This is a genomic window from Rhodococcus sp. WAY2 (assembly GCF_009859915.1).
Lineage (GTDB): Bacteria > Actinomycetota > Actinomycetes > Mycobacteriales > Mycobacteriaceae > Rhodococcus_F > Rhodococcus_F oxybenzonivorans.
Map to the genome: position 1 here is coordinate 6,320,939 of NZ_CP046572.1, position 15,431 is coordinate 6,336,369.

The 15,431-nt window shown below is 66.0% G+C and carries 14 protein-coding genes; 5 read left to right on the forward strand and 9 right to left on the reverse strand.

Translation table 11 applies throughout. The features are described from left to right. Positions 1-38 precede the first annotated feature (38 nt). The 3 genes from GFS60_RS28500 to GFS60_RS28510 form a co-directional block, all read right to left on the reverse strand. Positions 39-1,076: an alpha/beta fold hydrolase gene (locus GFS60_RS28500; protein WP_109330693.1), complete on the reverse strand. Its 1,038-nt coding sequence runs from the start codon at positions 1,074-1,076 to the stop codon at positions 39-41. 145 nt (positions 1,077-1,221) lie between these two features. Continuing rightward, positions 1,222-2,190, reverse strand: a complete 969-nt coding sequence (locus GFS60_RS28505) for a proteasome assembly chaperone family protein (protein ID WP_159926356.1) — start codon at positions 2,188-2,190, stop codon at positions 1,222-1,224. 228 nt (positions 2,191-2,418) lie between these two features. Next, entirely contained in the window at positions 2,419-2,580 is a 162-nt protein-coding gene (locus tag GFS60_RS28510; RefSeq protein ID WP_159926358.1) for a hypothetical protein, read from the reverse strand. Between the two features lie 197 nt (positions 2,581-2,777). Here GFS60_RS28510 and GFS60_RS28515 point away from each other — a divergent pair, with 197 nt between their 5' ends. Next, positions 2,778-3,491 (forward strand): DUF5642 family protein, encoded by a 714-nt coding sequence (locus GFS60_RS28515; protein ID WP_236603307.1) that lies wholly within the window; start codon positions 2,778-2,780, stop codon positions 3,489-3,491. A gap of 162 nt (positions 3,492-3,653) precedes the next feature. After that, the gene (locus tag GFS60_RS28520; protein WP_159926362.1) at positions 3,654-4,787 is read left to right on the forward strand and encodes a DUF4192 domain-containing protein; all 1,134 of its coding nucleotides are present in this window, start codon (positions 3,654-3,656) and stop codon (positions 4,785-4,787) included. An 8-nt stretch (positions 4,788-4,795) separates the two neighbouring features. Here the strand turns inward: GFS60_RS28520 and galE are convergent, their stop codons facing one another. Together galE and GFS60_RS28530 are read right to left on the reverse strand one after the other, a co-directional pair. Then, positions 4,796-5,788, reverse strand: coding sequence for a UDP-glucose 4-epimerase GalE (gene galE, locus GFS60_RS28525; RefSeq protein WP_159926364.1), 993 nt, complete (start codon positions 5,786-5,788; stop codon positions 4,796-4,798). Between the two features lie 3 nt (positions 5,789-5,791). Next, positions 5,792-6,481, reverse strand: a complete 690-nt coding sequence (locus GFS60_RS28530; RefSeq protein ID WP_109335161.1) for a metal-dependent transcriptional regulator — start codon at positions 6,479-6,481, stop codon at positions 5,792-5,794. Between the two features lie 232 nt (positions 6,482-6,713). On the opposite strand from GFS60_RS28530, the gene GFS60_RS28535 reads away from it, so the two are divergent. Both GFS60_RS28535 and GFS60_RS28540 read left to right on the forward strand, forming a co-directional pair. Continuing rightward, the gene (locus tag GFS60_RS28535) at positions 6,714-7,985 is read left to right on the forward strand and encodes an acetoin utilization protein AcuC (RefSeq protein ID WP_159926365.1); all 1,272 of its coding nucleotides are present in this window, start codon (positions 6,714-6,716) and stop codon (positions 7,983-7,985) included. Further along, positions 7,978-10,653: a bifunctional acetate--CoA ligase family protein/GNAT family N-acetyltransferase gene (locus GFS60_RS28540; RefSeq protein WP_159926366.1), complete on the forward strand. Its 2,676-nt coding sequence runs from the start codon at positions 7,978-7,980 to the stop codon at positions 10,651-10,653. The genes GFS60_RS28535 and GFS60_RS28540 overlap by 8 nt, the downstream gene beginning before the upstream one ends. A 79-nt stretch (positions 10,654-10,732) precedes the next feature. Here GFS60_RS28540 and GFS60_RS28545 read toward each other — a convergent pair whose 3' ends face one another. The 3 genes from GFS60_RS28545 to GFS60_RS28555 form a co-directional block, all read right to left on the reverse strand. After that, positions 10,733-11,704: a sigma-70 family RNA polymerase sigma factor gene (locus tag GFS60_RS28545; protein ID WP_109330679.1), complete on the reverse strand. Its 972-nt coding sequence runs from the start codon at positions 11,702-11,704 to the stop codon at positions 10,733-10,735. 166 nt (positions 11,705-11,870) lie between these two features. Then, positions 11,871-13,349 carry a DUF7782 domain-containing protein gene (locus GFS60_RS28550; protein WP_159926367.1) on the reverse strand — a complete coding sequence of 493 codons (1,479 nt, stop codon included), beginning with the start codon at positions 13,347-13,349 and terminating at the stop codon, positions 11,871-11,873. 30 nt (positions 13,350-13,379) lie between these two features. Beyond that, positions 13,380-13,733: a DUF3099 domain-containing protein gene (locus tag GFS60_RS28555; protein WP_109330675.1), complete on the reverse strand. Its 354-nt coding sequence runs from the start codon at positions 13,731-13,733 to the stop codon at positions 13,380-13,382. 86 nt (positions 13,734-13,819) lie between these two features. Between GFS60_RS28555 and GFS60_RS28560 the strand changes: the two genes are divergently transcribed. Continuing rightward, positions 13,820-14,056, forward strand: coding sequence for a DUF3039 domain-containing protein (locus GFS60_RS28560; RefSeq protein WP_005240826.1), 237 nt, complete (start codon positions 13,820-13,822; stop codon positions 14,054-14,056). Here GFS60_RS28560 and GFS60_RS28565 read toward each other — a convergent pair. Continuing rightward, positions 14,029-15,255: a YihY/virulence factor BrkB family protein gene (locus GFS60_RS28565; protein WP_159926368.1), complete on the reverse strand. Its 1,227-nt coding sequence runs from the start codon at positions 15,253-15,255 to the stop codon at positions 14,029-14,031. The genes GFS60_RS28560 and GFS60_RS28565 overlap by 28 nt on opposite strands. Positions 15,256-15,431 lie beyond the last annotated feature (176 nt).

The window sequence follows — 15,431 nt, forward strand, 5'->3', positions numbered from 1 at the left end:
CTACAGGCTAGCCGTACAGCAGTGCGCCGCTCTCGCGCCTATGTCGCGCTGCGTTCGTCGGAACCCATGGCGTCGAGAACAGCCATTCGGGTGGACGCACTGCCGGTGATCGTTCCCTCGCCGACACCGGAAATCAACATCTGCCGCCATCTGGCCTCGTCGAATGCCAGCGGACGAGTGCCGGCGAGGAACTTCTCGATGGTGCGCAGAAAGCGCATCGGGTCGTCCCGGAACGGGAAGTGACCGGCACCACGGAAGATCTCGAGGTGTGAACCCGGCATGGCGGCATGAGCGAGGTGGGCGTGAGCGACCGGGATGACCGCATCCTGGTCGCCCCAGATGAGTTGCACCGGGAGGTTCTCGGTCAGGTAACACCGGTCGAGCATGGTAACCACCTGACCGCGCCAGTCGACGACCGCGCGCAGCGTGCGTAGGTATGCCTCGTACGCCGTGGGGTCGTAGAGCTCGGCGAGTACGCGGACGAGGTCCGGGGTGTCGTGCAGGATCGCGCCGGGGCGGAGCCTGGTTCCGTTGAGCTGGCCGATCGCATTGCCGAGCAGCCGGACCGTCGGCATTGCCCCGGGAATGCGCAGCAGTTTGAGTGCCTCGTTCAGGATCGGGACCGAAGCGAGGCGGAGCAGAGGATGGACGTCCTTGGTGACGCCGCCGGCAGAGACCAGGACCAATCGGTCGACCATCTGCGGGAACTGGTAGGCGAACTGCATGGCTACTCCGCCACCGAGTGAGTGCCCGATGACGGTGACGTTGTCGATGCCGAGGGTCGAGAGCAAATCGCGCATGCCGTTGGCGTAGGCCGCCACGGAGTAGTCGGCGCGGGGCTTGTCGGAGCGTCCGTGACCGAGAAGGTCCGGTGCGATGACTGTGTAGTTGCGGGCCAGATGCGGGATGATCTCGGTCCAGGTGGAGGAGTTGTCCCCGATTCCATGGATCAGTAGGAGGGCTGGGCCCTCACCGGCCATGCGGAACGCGCGACGGTATCCGTGGATGGTGCGAAACATCATGCGGGTCTCGGCGTCGGGAACAGGCCTGAGCTTACGAATGCGAGTGTCGCTCATGTCGCCTCCTGAACTAGGTGAACTTCCCGAATGTTGACCTCTCAATCATCCGCTTCGGTTCGACGCTATTGCACGGGCGTCCGGTGAACAACTGATCAGGGCGGTCGCACAGCCACCAGGTGGCGGCCGCACAGCCGTCCCTTCGTCAGGCCCCGCCCGCTGTTCCGGAATCGCCATCGGAGCGCTCTCCATGGCCGTCCTGCTGCGCTTGCTCGGCAAGGAAACGCTCGAATTCGGCCCCCAATTCGTCGCCGCTCGGAAGGTCTTCCTCGCTGGCCAGGAGGCTCGACTGCTGCTCCTGAGCCGTTACGTAGGCATCGTACTGACGCTCGAGGGCATGAACCACGGTTTGGACCTCTTCGTTACCCGCGATGTGCTCGTCGACCTGTTCCTTCACCCGTGCGGCTGCCTCCCCGAGCGCGTTGAGGGGCAGCTGAAGATCTGTGACCCCACTAACATTCTCCAGGAGGGTTTCCGCCGCCCCCGGGTAGTCGGTCTGCGCAAGGTAGTGCGGAACGTGAACGGAAAACCCGATCGATTCGTGACCGTGCTGCGCCATCCGTAACTCGATCAACGACGACGCGCTGCCGGGTACCTGAAGTTCGCCTGCCCAGCGCTGGTGGTCCTTGATCAATTCCTTGTTGGTCGAATGAGCAGTCACTCCCAGCGGCCGAGTATGCGGAATCGCCATCGGGATCGCATTGATACCCACCGTGCGCCGGACACCGAGTTGTTCCGCCAGCAGGCGCACCGCCGTGGTGAAGCGTTCCCACCGCAGGTCGGGCTCCATTCCGGCCAACAGAAGGAAGGGGGTCCCCGCGGTGTCCTTCAGGGCATACAGATTCAGTTCCGGCTGGTCGTAGTCTGAGAAGTGGTCGGACTTGAAAGTCATGGTCGGGCGACGTGAGCGATAGTCGACCAGTTCGTCCACCGCGAAGGAGGCGACCAATTCGCTCTCGAGGCTCTCCCGGAGGTGCGTCGTGGCGAGTTTGACGGCGTGGCCCGCGTCGGAGAAACCTTCGAGTCCGTGGATCAGCACCGGTCCCTGCCCGTCCGCGGAGGACAGTTGCGGCGCGGGAAACTCGAGCTCGTACATCTTCGACTGTTCGTCCATCACAGACCTCATCTCCTTCGTGCGTGACCTCCAGTGTCCCCTATCGTCTCCGGCATCGATACGTCGGACATTCTTCGCGGAGGTCTGCTTCGGGGGAACGCCTCGAAGGCAACGGATAATTCCCGTGTACCCCGTTTCCGTGTTCGCCCACAGCGAGATCCCATGCCCAGCGTGGTGTGGGCAGGTCGCCGCGATCGGCATCCGCGCTCCTGGGCGGATGGGCGGCACTCAGTGTTCGACGTGCCCCAGCGAAGCGATTTCGGTGGACAACTCGTGAAGTCGGCGCTGTGCTCGTGCGAGCCGACCCTCGAGTTCGAGGATGTCGACGTTCAGTTGATCCCGCTCGGCCAATCGCCGGGCGAGCTCGTATTGAACCGATTTGGTCTTCATCTTTTCACGATACGCCCAGGACAATGGCAGCTCCTCTCGGAAAAAGGCGTGGACGCGAATACCGAGGTGCCGAATCCGCGGGCCCATGGCTGCGCGAGATTGAGCGCTCTGCCTCCCCGAGGGCACTGCGGGCTTCTGGCAGAGTGGCTGAAAAGGCTCGGTTGACGAGCCGCCAGCAGCGGTACGGGAGGTCGACGGTGAGTTCGCGGCGTACGACGAGTCGAAGCGCGGTCCTCGTTCCTGTCGCTGTGCTTGCCGCGGTAGCCGGGGCGCTCGCGTCGTGCGCGTCCGAGGTCCCGGGTGTGGCTCAACCCTCCAGCAGCATCGCGGCCGGGGTGCCCTCCGGCAAGGGTTTGTCGGCACTGTTGTTGGAGCCGTCCGACTTCCCGTCCCAATATCAGGCGATCGTGCTGCCGCCGCACGCTGTGTCGATGGCAGCACCGGATCTCACGGGTGTTCCCCAGGACGCCGTCGTCGACCCGTCGGAGTGTGCTCCGCCGACCCAGGACTACGGGCCGACCGGAACGGTGATGGCCGTGGGCACCGACAACGCGAGCCGGTCGACGATCACGGTGGAGCTCGCCAAGACAGACACACCGCTCGACGAACTCGAGCAGCAGACGGCGAATTGCGGTGAGATGACCGTAGCGGCCAGCGGTGCCGAATCGACCGTCGCCACCGACATCATGCCTGCCCCGCCGATTCGAGCGGACGACACGCTGGCCCTGCGCCGCACGGTTCGATCCGGCAGTGACGGCGACAAGGTCACGCAGTCGATGCTCACGTTGATCGCGCAGGTAGGAGATGTCCGTGTGTCGGCAACGTTCATGTCCTTCGGACACGCCACGGCGGACACCTCGGCGCTCGACGACGTGTTCACGAAAGCGGTGCAGAAGGTTCGGTCAGGCTGAGCGCGGCAGATAGCACACGGCTCTGACACCCTGCGCGGATCCACAGCGCATTCGCCCGGCTCGGCTGCCCGTTTGTCCACAACCTGCCGCTCATCCACAGCCCGACCCATTGTCGCTGGTCGGTGAATTCAGGGGCTCCGGTGCGCGTTCAGAGTCAAGTGCATGACGACGTCCGCGTTTCCACACAGGTCCGGTTCCGACCCCACCGGCCGACACTTCTTGCCACCCGAGCAACTCCGCCTGTGCGATCCCGGTGATCTCCTCGCCGCGATCCCCGCGCTCCTCGGATTCCGTCCGGAACGGTCCATTGTGGCCGTGTGTTTGACGGATGATTCGACGGTCGGGGCCGTGATGAGGCACGATCTCGTGCTCGGAGGCGGTGATACGCCGACTGCACCCATGTACGCGGCCGTGGACCAATTCGCTGTGGTATGCGAGCGTGAACAAGCCACGGGCGTGCTGGTCGTCCTCGTCGACGACCGATTCGCGGAGCCTACGGACACGTCACGGGCCGAAGTGGCAAGTATCGTGTCGGAATTCGAGGACCTCCTGGATCGGACGTCCACCGAACTGCTCGATGTCTTCGTGACCGCCGACATCGGCGCCGGCAACCGGTGGTTCGGACTGCTGGGTGGGGGACGATACGGTGTGCAATCGGATCCGGCGGCCTCTCATGTCGCCGTGGCGCAGGTCGTCAGTGGCCGGGCAATCCGGTCGTCCCGTGAGGATCTGGAAGCGACCGTAGAGGCAGGTCCGGCCGGCGAGCGGGTCCGCATCGCCGAACTCCTCGACGATGTTCGCGAATCGGCCGCGCCGAGAGGCCAATTCGCGGGACGCACCGACAGACTAGGTGATCGTCGCGAATTGGAATTCGTGCTGGCCCACATCGCGCGGTTGCATTCGGGGCAGGGAGTGGCCGCGCACGAGTATGTCGAGCTGGCCCTGGCACTGGACAATCTGGTGGTTCGCGACAGTCTTCTCGCACTCGCCGTCAGCGCATATGCCGACGACGCCGAACAGCTGTGGATTCTGCTGGCACGTCATCTTCCCGATCCCGAACGGGCCACCGCAGCAGCCCTTCTCGGGTACAGCGCGTACGTACGCGGCGACGGACCACTGGCCGGTGTTGCCTTCTGCGCGGCACTGGAATCCGATCCCGATCATGCATTGGCCGCGCTCCTGGACAACGCCTTGCAATCGGGACTTCGGCCGGCCGCGGTTCGCGAACTGGCCGGTCTCGGCTACGACTCAGCGCGGAAGATCGGCGTCACCCTGCCGCCGCCGATCGACACCTGAGAACAGCATCATCGCCGCGCCGCGTGGGACCTGTCGCCGAGTTGTTGCAGATAGGACCACGCGTCGGCGACGATCTCATCGAGATCGGTGTGTTCCGGCCGCCATCCGAGTTCCGCGATGGCGCGGTCACTGGACGCGACGAGAATCGCTGGGTCGCCGGCTCGGCGCGGCGCGTCCTCCACCGGGATGGGCAGTCCGGTGACCCGGGCACATGCCGAGATCACCTCGCGAACACTGAATCCCGCACCGCTGCCGAGGTTGTAGATTCTGTGACGGCCCTCGATGGACGACTCGAGCGCGAGCAGATGCGCCTCGGCCAGATCCAGAACGTGAATGTAGTCGCGCACCGCCGTCCCGTCGGGCGTGGGCCAGTCGGTTCCGAACATCGAAATCTTCTCGCGTTGGCCGAGCGCGACCTGAAGCACAAGAGGGATCAAATGCGTTTCCACGACCCGGTTTTCGCCGACCGACTTGTACGCGCCCGCCACGTTGAAATAGCGCAGGCTCGTCGCCGCGAACGAATGTGCCACTGCGTAGGACGTGATGGCGTGGTCGATGGCGAGTTTGGTGGCTCCGTACGGATTCGTGGGACGGGTCGGATCCGCTTCGGTGATCGGCGAATGCTCCGGCTCACCGTACGTGGCGGCCGTCGAGGAGAAGACGAGCCGCCGCGTTCCCGAATGTCGCATGGCTTCGAGGAGTTCGAGAGTGGTGACGACGTTGCCGCGCCAATATTTCTCCGGGTACTCCACGGACTCTCCGACGAGCGACTGCGCCGCGAAGTGCAGCACACCGTCGAACCGGGGAGTTCCGCTGGTCCCGAGGACATCCACGGCGACCTCGGCGACATCACCTTCGATGAACTCGGCACCGAGCGGCACCGCGTCGGCATTGCCCGTGGACAGGTCGTCGATGATGACGACCTCGTGTCCCCGCTCGAGCAACACGGTGCTGCACACACTGCCGACATAACCGGCGCCGCCGGTGACGAGAAGTTTCATCGACTATCCCTGGACCTTCACCTGGACGGCGTGCGCCATCTCTTCGGAAAGGTCGAACCCGCTGTGACCGGGCACGGTGATCGTCACCGATCCCGGTTTGGTCTCGACCGTCACGCGGGCGTCCGGAACCACGCCTGCCTCACGCAGTTGACCGATGACATCGGGATCCGACTGAACGTGCTCGGCGAGGCGCCGCACGACCACAGCTGTCGGCTTACCGGGAGGAACGTCCGTGAGACGGATGAGTGTCTCCGGCGCGTCCACCGGGCGTTCGAGACCGAGCAGGGCGAGTCCGGGAATCGGATTTCCGTACGGCGACGTGGTGGGGTTGTTGAGCACCTCCACGAGCCGCCGTTCGACCTCTTCGCTCATGACGTGCTCCCAGCGGCACGCCTCGGCATGGACCTCTTCCCACTTCAGGCCGATGATGTCGACCAGAAGGCGCTCCGCCAGTCGGTGCTTGCGCATGACCGACACCGCAAGTTCGCGCCCCTTCTCCGTCAGTTCCAGATGGCGGTCACCGGCGACCAGGAGAAGGCCGTCGCGTTCCATCCGGGCGACGGTCTGGCTCACCGTCGGGCCGCTCTGCTCCAGTCGTTCGGCAATCCGTGCTCGAAGTGGGACGACGCCCTCTTCTTCCAAGTCGTAGATCGTCCGGAGGTACATCTCCGTGGTGTCGACCAGATCCTTCACACTCACACCCCTTCGTCCTTGCCGATTCTACCGGTCATCGGCCCTCACCGGCGCGCTCCCTCCCGGAGCGCGCCCGGCCGGGCCCCGGAAAGGTCTGTTCGCGCCGTCCCCGGGCCGCGGGAGGGGTCTGCTCGCGCGGTCTGTGAACCTCGAGAGGGGTCTGCTCGCACGATCCCCGAGCCCCGGGAGGGGTCTACTCGCACGGTCTGCGGAGGACCAGTAGCGTGAGTTCATGACCGCGTCGTTCAGTTCCGGAGAGGATTCGGCTGCAGTGGTATCGAACCGTGTAGTCGTGTGGAGTCCGGACTATCTCAGCTACCGGTGGAGTGCGGACCACCCGATGAATCCCACTCGGCTCGAGCTCACCATGTCGCTCGCGCGTGCGCTGGGAACGCTCGAGGGTGTGGAGTTCGTTCGCCCCGACGCGGCCGCCGACGCAGATCTGCTGCGCATCCACACCCCCGGATACGTCGAGGCGGTCAAGCAGGCCGGGCACTCGCAAGCGTCGGGCGTGCTCGGCGCGGACGCGCCGTACGGGCTCGGTACCGAGGACAATCCGGTGTTTCCGCAGATGCACGAGGCGAGCGCCATCCTCGCCGGCGGCTCTCTCGCTGCGGCCAAGGAAATCGCATCGGGGCGCACTCGCAGGGCCGTGAGCATCGGCGGGGGAATGCACCACGCGATGCCCGGCTGGGCGTCCGGCTTCTGTGTGTACAACGATGTCGCCATCGCCATTTCCTGGTTGCTGGACAACGGGTTCGACCGCATCGCCTACATCGACGTGGACGCGCACCACGGGGACGGTGTCCAGCACGCTTTTGTCGGCGATCCACGTGTACTGACCATTTCGTTGCATCAGCATCCTGCGACGTTGTGGCCCAACACCGGGTGGTCGAGCGAAGTCGGCGAGGGGGCGGCGGAGGGTACCTCGATCAACCTTCCGGTTCTTCCGGGCACGGTGGATGCACTGTGGCTCAGAGGGTTTCACGCCATCGTTCCGGGGGCGATCGCGGCGTTCCGCCCGCAGATCGTGATCAGCCAATGTGGCGTCGACAGCCATCGGGAGGATCCGCTCGCCGACCTGTCACTGACGGTCGACGGTCAGCGTGCAGCGTTCCTCGCGATGCGTGACCTTGCGGATCGGTACTCGGAGGGTCGCTGGCTGGCTGTGGGCGGCGGCGGCTACGGGCTCGTGCGGGTGGTTCCGCGGTCGTGGACACACCTCATCGCCGCGGCCCTGGACCGCGAGATCGACACGGGCACCGTAGTACCCGAGGTGTGGCGCGAGCAAGCGTCCGCGCTCGCACCCAGTGTCGATCTACCCGAGACGATGGGTGACGGTGGCGAGGTCGCCTACCTGCCCTGGGATGGGCCGGGGGGCACACCCGAAACAGGAAACGCTTCGGTCGACCGCGCACTGACCCGCATCGACTCCGCAGTCATCGCCACCCGCCGGGCCTGCTTCCCGCTACTCGGCCTCGACCCGGAGGATCCTCGTGACTGAATCGACGGACGGCGCTCCCGATTCGGCGCACGACTACCCGCATCACTGGGTGGTCGATGTGCTGGCAGCGGACGGCGGCGCGGTGGCGCTGCGGCCGATCGTGCCGGAGGACGCCGAGAAGCTCGTCGCGTTTCACGCGAAGTTGTCCGAACGTACCCGCTACCTACGCTATTTCGGCCCGTACCCCACCATGTCCCAACGCGACATCGTGCACTTCACCACCGTAGACCACAAGAATCGGGTGGCGTTCGTGGTGGTGCTCGGCGACGAGATCATCGCCGTCGGGCGGTACGAACGGCTCGTCGGTGAGGGGGACGGCAAGTCGGCGGAAGTGGCATTCGTCGTCGCCGACGCGCACCAGGGGCGGGGACTCGGGCCGATCCTCCTCGAGCATCTCGCCGGGGCAGCAGCAGAAAACGGGCTGACCATGTTCGTCGCCGAGGTCCTCGCGGAGAACCGCAACATGGTCACGGTGTTCCGCGAAGCGGGTTATCAGGTCAGTCGCAGCTACGAGGGCGGAGTGCTCAAACTCGAGTTCGCGATCGACCCCACCGACGCCATGGTCTCGGTGCGTAATTCCCGGGAGCGGGCGGCCGAGGCGCGCAGCATGCGGAACGTGCTCAGTCCGCGGTCGGTTGCGGTGATCGGTGCCTCCACCGACAGTGCCAAGGTCGGGCACGCCGTGCTCACCAACCTGCTGCGGGCCGGGTTCACCGGCCCCGTGTACCCGGTCAATGCCGAGCATCGTTCCGTCCAGGGTGTGCGGGCCTACCCGACCGTCCGCGACATTCCCGACGAGGTGGATCTCGGCGTGGTCGCCGTCCCTGCCGAGTCGATCAGCGCAGTTCTGGACGACTGCCTCGACAAAGGCGTCAAAGCGCTCGTCGTGGTCTCGTCCGGATTCAGCGAAACCGGGCTCGACGGAAAGCAGTCCGAGAGGCGTCTCGTGCACGCGGCGCGGGCGCACGGGATGCGACTCATCGGGCCCAACGCACTCGGAGTGGCCAACAACGACACCGCGGTGTCCCTCAACGCCACGCTGGCGCCCGTGCTCCCGAGCCCTGGCAACGTCGGATTCTTCTGCCAGTCCGGTGCGCTCGGAATCGCCATCCTCGACGAGGCCGCCCGCAGTCGAATCGGCTTGTCTGCGTTCGTCTCGGCCGGCAACCGGGCAGACGTCTCGGGTAACGATCTCCTGCAGTATTGGGATTCCGATCCTGCTACCGAGGTGGTCCTGCTCTACCTCGAAAGTTTCGGCAACCCACGGAAGTTTTCGCGCATCGCTCGCCGCGTCGCCCGCAACAAGCCGATCGTCGCGGTGAAGAGTGGCCGGCACGCGGTTCCCCCGGCCCTGGCGGCCACGGGCGTCGAAATGGACGATTCGATCGTGCGGGCACTGTTCGAGCAGGCCGGTGTCGTGCAGGTGGGGTCGATTTCCCAGTTGTTCGACTGCGCCCTCCTGTTCGGATATCAACCGCTGCCTGCGGGGCCGCGGCTCGCTGTGGTCGGAAATTCCACCGCCTTGGGGGTGCTGGCAGCTGACGCGGCGCGCAGTGAGGGCCTGCACGTCGGCGACCCGGTCGACCTCGGACCGCAGGCCGGGCCGGACGAGTTCGCCAGTGCCGTGCGCACGGCGCTGTCCTCGGCCGACGTCGACGCGGTCATCGCGGTCTTCGTTCCGCCCGTTGCCATACCGGTCGAGCCGTTCGCCCAGGCGCTGAAGGAAGCTGTCCGCGATGCCGACAAGCCGGTTCTGACCACGTTCCTCGCAGCGGAGGGCGTCCCGGACGTCCTCGCGGTGCGGGGCGAGGACGGGCATCCCACCCGTGGCTCGGTTCCGTCCTATCCGGGACCGGAACGGGCCGCGCTGGCGCTTGCGCGCGCCTGGCGGTATGCCGCGTGGAAGAGCAAACCCGCATCCAAGGTTGTGCGACCCGCGGGGATCGACCCCGAGAAGGCGAAAGAGATGGTGGACACCTGGCTGTCCACGTCGTCGGGGCGGTGGCTGTCCGATTACGAGGCGGCGCAACTACTCGCGTGTTACGGAGTCGAGGTGGTGGAGTTCCGCTCGGCCACCACCGAGGAAGAAGCTGTTGCCGCGGCCGACGAACTCGGCTACCCGGTGGCGGTGAAAGCGACCGGTGAGCAGTGGCGCCACCGTCCCGACCTCGGGGGTGTACGGCTAGACCTCGTCGGCCCCGACTCCGTTCGGTTGGCCTACCGAGACCTGGCCGCGGCGTCCGGTGAACCCCTCCTTCACGTGCAGCGAATGGCGACGAAGGGAATCGGCTGCGTGGTCGGCGTGCAGGACGACCCGTCGTTCGGCTCACTCATCTCGTTCGGGCTCGCCGGCGTGATTTCCGACCTCCTCGGGGACCGCGCGTACCGAGTGCTGCCGCTCACCGAAGACGCGGCTACCGAACTGATCGATGCGCCGAAGGCTGCACCGCTGCTGTCGGGGTACCGGAGTGCGGTGCCGGTGAACAAGTCGGCGCTCGTCGATCTGGTCCAGCGGATCTCCGCGCTCGCCGACGACCTCCCCGAGGTACGGGAACTGGCCTGCGAACCCGTACTCGCGTCCGCCGAGGGCGCTCAGGTCACCGACTCGCGGGTGCGCATCGGTCCGGAACCGAGTTTCGCCGACCTCGGGCCACGCAGGCTCCGTTAGATGCGACGCTGCCGGTGCCGGTCTCGAAGACCGGCACCGGCAGCGGGTAGACACAAATCAGTCGGTGCAGAGCGAAGAATCAGCTGGCGTAGGAACGCAGCCGCTCCGCGCGATCACCCTGACGAAGCTTGCCCATCACTTCACGCTCGATCTGGCGGACCCGCTCGCGTGAGAGCCCGAAGAGCTTGCCGATCTGATCGAGGGTGCGCGGCTGACCGTCGTCGAGTCCGTACCGCAGGCGGATCACCTGCTGCTCGCGTTCGTCGAGAGTGGCCAGAACGCTGCGAACGTCGCTGTGCAGAAGACCGGCGATGACCGCGTTCTCCGCCGACGTGGCTTCCGAATCCTCGATGAAGTCGCCCAGAGGAGCCTCTTCGTCGTTGCCGACCGGCATATCCAGGCTTACCGGGTCGCGGCTGTGGTCGAGGAGATCCGCGATCTTGTGGGCCGGAATGCCCGACTCCTCCGCCAGTTCGTCGTCGGTGGCCTCACGACCGAGTTGCTGGTGCAGCTCACGCTTGATGCGGGCGAGTTTATTCACCTGCTCGACGAGGTGCACTGGCAGCCGGATGGTGCGGCTCTGATCGGCCATGCCCCGGGTGATGGCCTGACGGATCCACCACGTGGCATACGTCGAGAACTTGAAACCCTTGGAATAGTCGAACTTCTCCATCGCCCGGATCAAGCCCAGGTTGCCTTCCTGGATGAGGTCGAGCAAGGGCATGCCGCGGCCCGTGTAGCGCTTGGCCAGCGACACGACGAGGCGAAGGTTCGCCTCGAGCAGATGCGCCCTGGCCGACTGTCCGTCGCGGACGATCGTCGCAAGGTCTCGCTTCTTCGCGGGGGACAGTCGCTTGCCGGTCTCGAGAACATGCGCGGCGTACAGCCCAGCCTCGATTCGCTTGGACAGCTCCACCTCGTCTGCGGCAGTCAGCAGAGCGGTGCGGCCGATCCCGTTCAAGTAGACGCGGACCAGGTCGGCAGCCGGGCTCTGGGCGTCCAGATCGGCGGCGCTGGGGCGAATGCGAGTAGTGGTGCTGGGGCTTGTCATGACTTGCCTCCTCATCGGTGGTGTCTCATAGGGAACAACGCTCCGACGGGCACGGAAAGTTCCCAGACACTTTTCGATAGGAGGGCTCTGACCTGCGACTTCGTGCGTTCGGTCCTGAGAAGTTGCTGAGAACACGTATAAGGGGAACCGCACGGAACCCCAGCGGCTACACCGGCAGCACCAAACCGTGGCGCACGAGAGAGTGCACGAGCGGTATCGCCGACTCGGCGAGGTCGGTGGCAACCATGTCGTGCGCGGCAGCCAGGAGATCGATCAGTTCTCCCAGAACGAGACCGTCGCTCCGCATTCCCGCGACGAGGGAGGCGACCAGGTCGTCGATCTCGTGCTGCCATGCGGGACCGTTCCCGCGATGCAGTCGTGCGACCACCTGAGTCCACCCCTCCTCACCGGGGAGGAAGACCCGCTCGAGCGCTGTGCTCTCCTGCACGTGGAAGCGGGCCGTGAGCACGTCGTTCTCCCGCAACCACGCCACCCGGTCGAAGTAGGCGAGCGCCTCCGCACCCAGCGGATCGTCGAAACCGTGCGTGAGATCCTCGGCCAGGAGGTCACTGGGCGCGTCGGTCCGACGCAGGTAGACGAACCCGAATCCGACTCCCTCGACATCGGCGCTCTCGAGGTGATCGAGCCACTGCTCGGCCGTCGCAGCGGCAGAGGGATCCTTCGTGTCCAGTCCACCGTCGCGCATCCAGGTGCCCACGTAGAGGGCGGGGTCGGCCACGTCCCGCTGGACCACCCACGCGTCGATGCCGTGTGCGGGCAACCATGACGCCACCCGGCTCCGCCAGTCCTCTCCCGCCACGTGGACCCAGGACGCGAGGAGCGCGGCGGTGCCGCCGGGAGCCAGGTAGTCGGGGGACCGGGAGATCATCAGTTGGCTCGCACCGTCGAGGTCGAGGCCGGAATCGCGATACGTGTGGCCCACTGTCGCTCGGCTGACGACGAACGGCGGATTCGCGACGACCTGGTCGAAAGTGCGGCCCTCCACCGGCTCGAACCACGACCCGGTCAGCAGTTCGACCTCCTCTTCGTTGAGGGCCATCGTGACGGCTGCCAGATCCACCGCCCTGACGTTCAGGTCGGTCGCGGTGACCGACTGCGCATAGGTCGTTCCGTGCAGGGCCTGGACGCCACACCCCGTTCCCACGTCGAGGAGAGATCCGACGGGCGCACCCGGGGTGGCCTGCAACAAGGACAGAGACGCGTGGCCCACCCCGATGACGTGATCGACCGCAGTCTCGCGGGGGCGCATCGACCCGTCGAGGTCCGAGAGCACCCACCGATTCCCGGAGCCGGTATCGATGGGCCGGAGGTCCAGTGCCGCGCGGACGACACCGGCATCGCTCTCGAGGAGACCCGCGTCGACCGCCGTCTCGACGGTCAGCGGGTGGAGTGCTGCCGCGACCTCGGCGGTCGGGCAGTCGTCGCCGAGCAGGAACAACCGGATCAGTGTTCCGAGTTCACCGCAGCTCGCGCTTGCCCGCCGGACCGGGACGGGCTCGTTGCGGCCCAGTGCGGCATGGATGTCCGGACCCAGTGTGTCGAGCAGGGTGTCGGTGTCATACCGGTTGCGAAGGAGAGCTTCTCGCAGGGGAGCGCAGATCGACAGCAGCGTGTTGCGGTTCACCGGTGCATTGTTGCAGGTCGCGCTCCGGTGTCAGCCTTCGATCGTTCGGTGCGGCGGGGCAGGCAGAGCGGTCGTGTCTCGATGGTCGTACCGACTCGGTTCGTCCTTGGTGCGCGGGGGCCGGTCGTTCGCGATGAGGACTGCGATCCACGGCAACGGGATGGACAGACCGATGATCGCCATGGAGATCCAGGCGTTGCCCCAGATGCCGTAGGCCGCCGCCGAGAAAATGAGTGCGGGGAAGCGGAACGACATGATGATCAGGTACTTGCGGACACGCGCGCGGTGCTGATCCTCGATGGATCGCGCCGCTTCGGTGATGAGAACCGGGTTGTTCGGTGAGCCGGCTTCGCCTGATGCGCCGAACCCTGCACTTCGGGCCATGCCTCCACTGTTCCACTGTCGGGGAGCAAATGCACACGATGGGTCGTGGGGGTGGGATCCTCGGGCCGTTGCGGCATTATTGAGGGGTGAGCACTCAAACAAAGGAACGGCCCGACGTCACCACTGACGAGTCGACCGATGACGACACCCCGAAGTTTTTCCATTACGTGAAGAAGAACAAGATCGCCGAGAGCGCTGTGATGGGCACGCACGTCGTCGCGCTGTGCGGTGAGGTCTTCCCGGTCACCAAGTCCGCGAAGCCGGGATCACCCGTCTGCCCCGATTGCAAGAAGATCTACGAGGGGTTGCGCAAGGGCGACTGAGGCGTCGACGGTTCACGCAGACCGGGGGACGCGGGGGTTTTGTCCCGTAGGACCCCGTCTTCCGGGCCGGCGCTCTCAGGGCTGCCGTCTTCCGGGCTGCCGTCTCGGGGACGGTCCGGTGTGGCGTCCCCGTCGGAGGCCTCATGTCTTCCGGCTGGCCGTTTGCGGTCGCCGATGATGTTGATCGGTCCCGTGGCGATGCGGCGGGTGAGGTTGGTCACCGGACCCGCCGAGGGGCTATCGGCTTGGGCGGCGATCCAGTCCCGCATCTGATCGATGCGAGTCGCGCGGGCCGGCCAGAACTCCTGAATCGTTGCGTTGAACTCGGCGCCCAGAACCACGGCGAAACCGAGGAAGAACGTGAAGAGCAAGAACGCGATCGGGGCGGCGAGCGCCCCGTACGTGTATCCGGTACCGGTCGCCCAGCTCAGGTACCGCCGCAGGCCCGTGCTGGCACCCAGGAAGAAGACTCCCGCCACGAGTGCGCCGCCGAGCAGGCGGTGCCAGGGCAGCGACTTCGGCAGCGCCACCTTGTACAGGGTGGTCAGGCCGATGATCATGAGCAATCCGACACCCGGGTAGTAGAACGTGTCCACGATTTCCGTTCCGATGGTGCGCCACGCCTCGGGCAGGACCTGGCCGACCAGGGTAGGTCCCAGCGCCACCAGCGGCAGGGTGAACACCGCGAGGACGAGAAAAGCAACGTAGAGCAACAACGCGAACACCCGCTGCCAGACGGGGTGGCGTGCCTCCTGCTGCCCGTGTGCCTCCACGATCGAGTCCACGAACGTCGAGATCGCGGACGACCCGGCCCACAGCGACAGCAGGAAACTCAGGGAGACGATCTCCGGGCGACCTTGACGCAGCACGTCGCCGACGGTGGGGCGGATGATCTCCTCGACCACACTGTCGCTGAATACGGTTCCACTGAAGGTGATGATCTTGGACTGGATGATGTCGACAGTGTCCGGCCCGAACCATCCACCCACGTAACCGAGCATCCCGAGCAGTCCCAGCAGGAGCGGGGGCAGCGAGAGCGTCTGCCAGAACGCCGCGGTCGCCGCCTTGGCGAAGATCGAGTCGGCCCACGCCTGGCTCGCTGTGTGCGTGATCACGCTCAGCGTCCGGCGTAGCGGATGCCACCGCGCCCGGTGTCGGGCGGCGCCCCTGTCCGACGCCTTCGCGCGCGTTTCGCTCATGATTCCTCCAGCATCCCTGACGACACGCCCGGTTGCCCACCGCTGCCTTCCTCGTGTCGCAAAGAATCTGCCGCTGCCGGGCGCCGCGAATGCGGTTCGAGTCGGACTCGGGCGCTAGGCTCCTTGACGGACAGCGCCCGCGGGGCTGGACCGGAACACGTCGGACGGACACACGA

Coding starts and splice junctions, on each gene's coding strand:
- GFS60_RS28505 (WP_159926356.1), bottom strand. CDS start 2,190: ATGGACGAACAGTCGAAGATGTACGAGCTCGAGTTTCCCGCGCCGCAA.
- GFS60_RS28510 (WP_159926358.1), bottom strand. CDS start 2,580: ATGAAGACCAAATCGGTTCAATACGAGCTCGCCCGGCGATTGGCCGAG.
- GFS60_RS28565 (WP_159926368.1), bottom strand. CDS start 15,255: ATGAGCGAAACGCGCGCGAAGGCGTCGGACAGGGGCGCCGCCCGACAC.
- GFS60_RS28520 (WP_159926362.1), top strand. CDS start 3,654: ATGACGACGTCCGCGTTTCCACACAGGTCCGGTTCCGACCCCACCGGC.
- GFS60_RS28545 (WP_109330679.1), bottom strand. CDS start 11,704: ATGACAAGCCCCAGCACCACTACTCGCATTCGCCCCAGCGCCGCCGAT.
- GFS60_RS28500 (WP_109330693.1), bottom strand. CDS start 1,076: ATGAGCGACACTCGCATTCGTAAGCTCAGGCCTGTTCCCGACGCCGAG.
- galE (WP_159926364.1), bottom strand. CDS start 5,788: ATGAAACTTCTCGTCACCGGCGGCGCCGGTTATGTCGGCAGTGTGTGC.
- GFS60_RS28555 (WP_109330675.1), bottom strand. CDS start 13,733: ATGGCCCGAAGTGCAGGGTTCGGCGCATCAGGCGAAGCCGGCTCACCG.
- GFS60_RS28535 (WP_159926365.1), top strand. CDS start 6,714: ATGACCGCGTCGTTCAGTTCCGGAGAGGATTCGGCTGCAGTGGTATCG.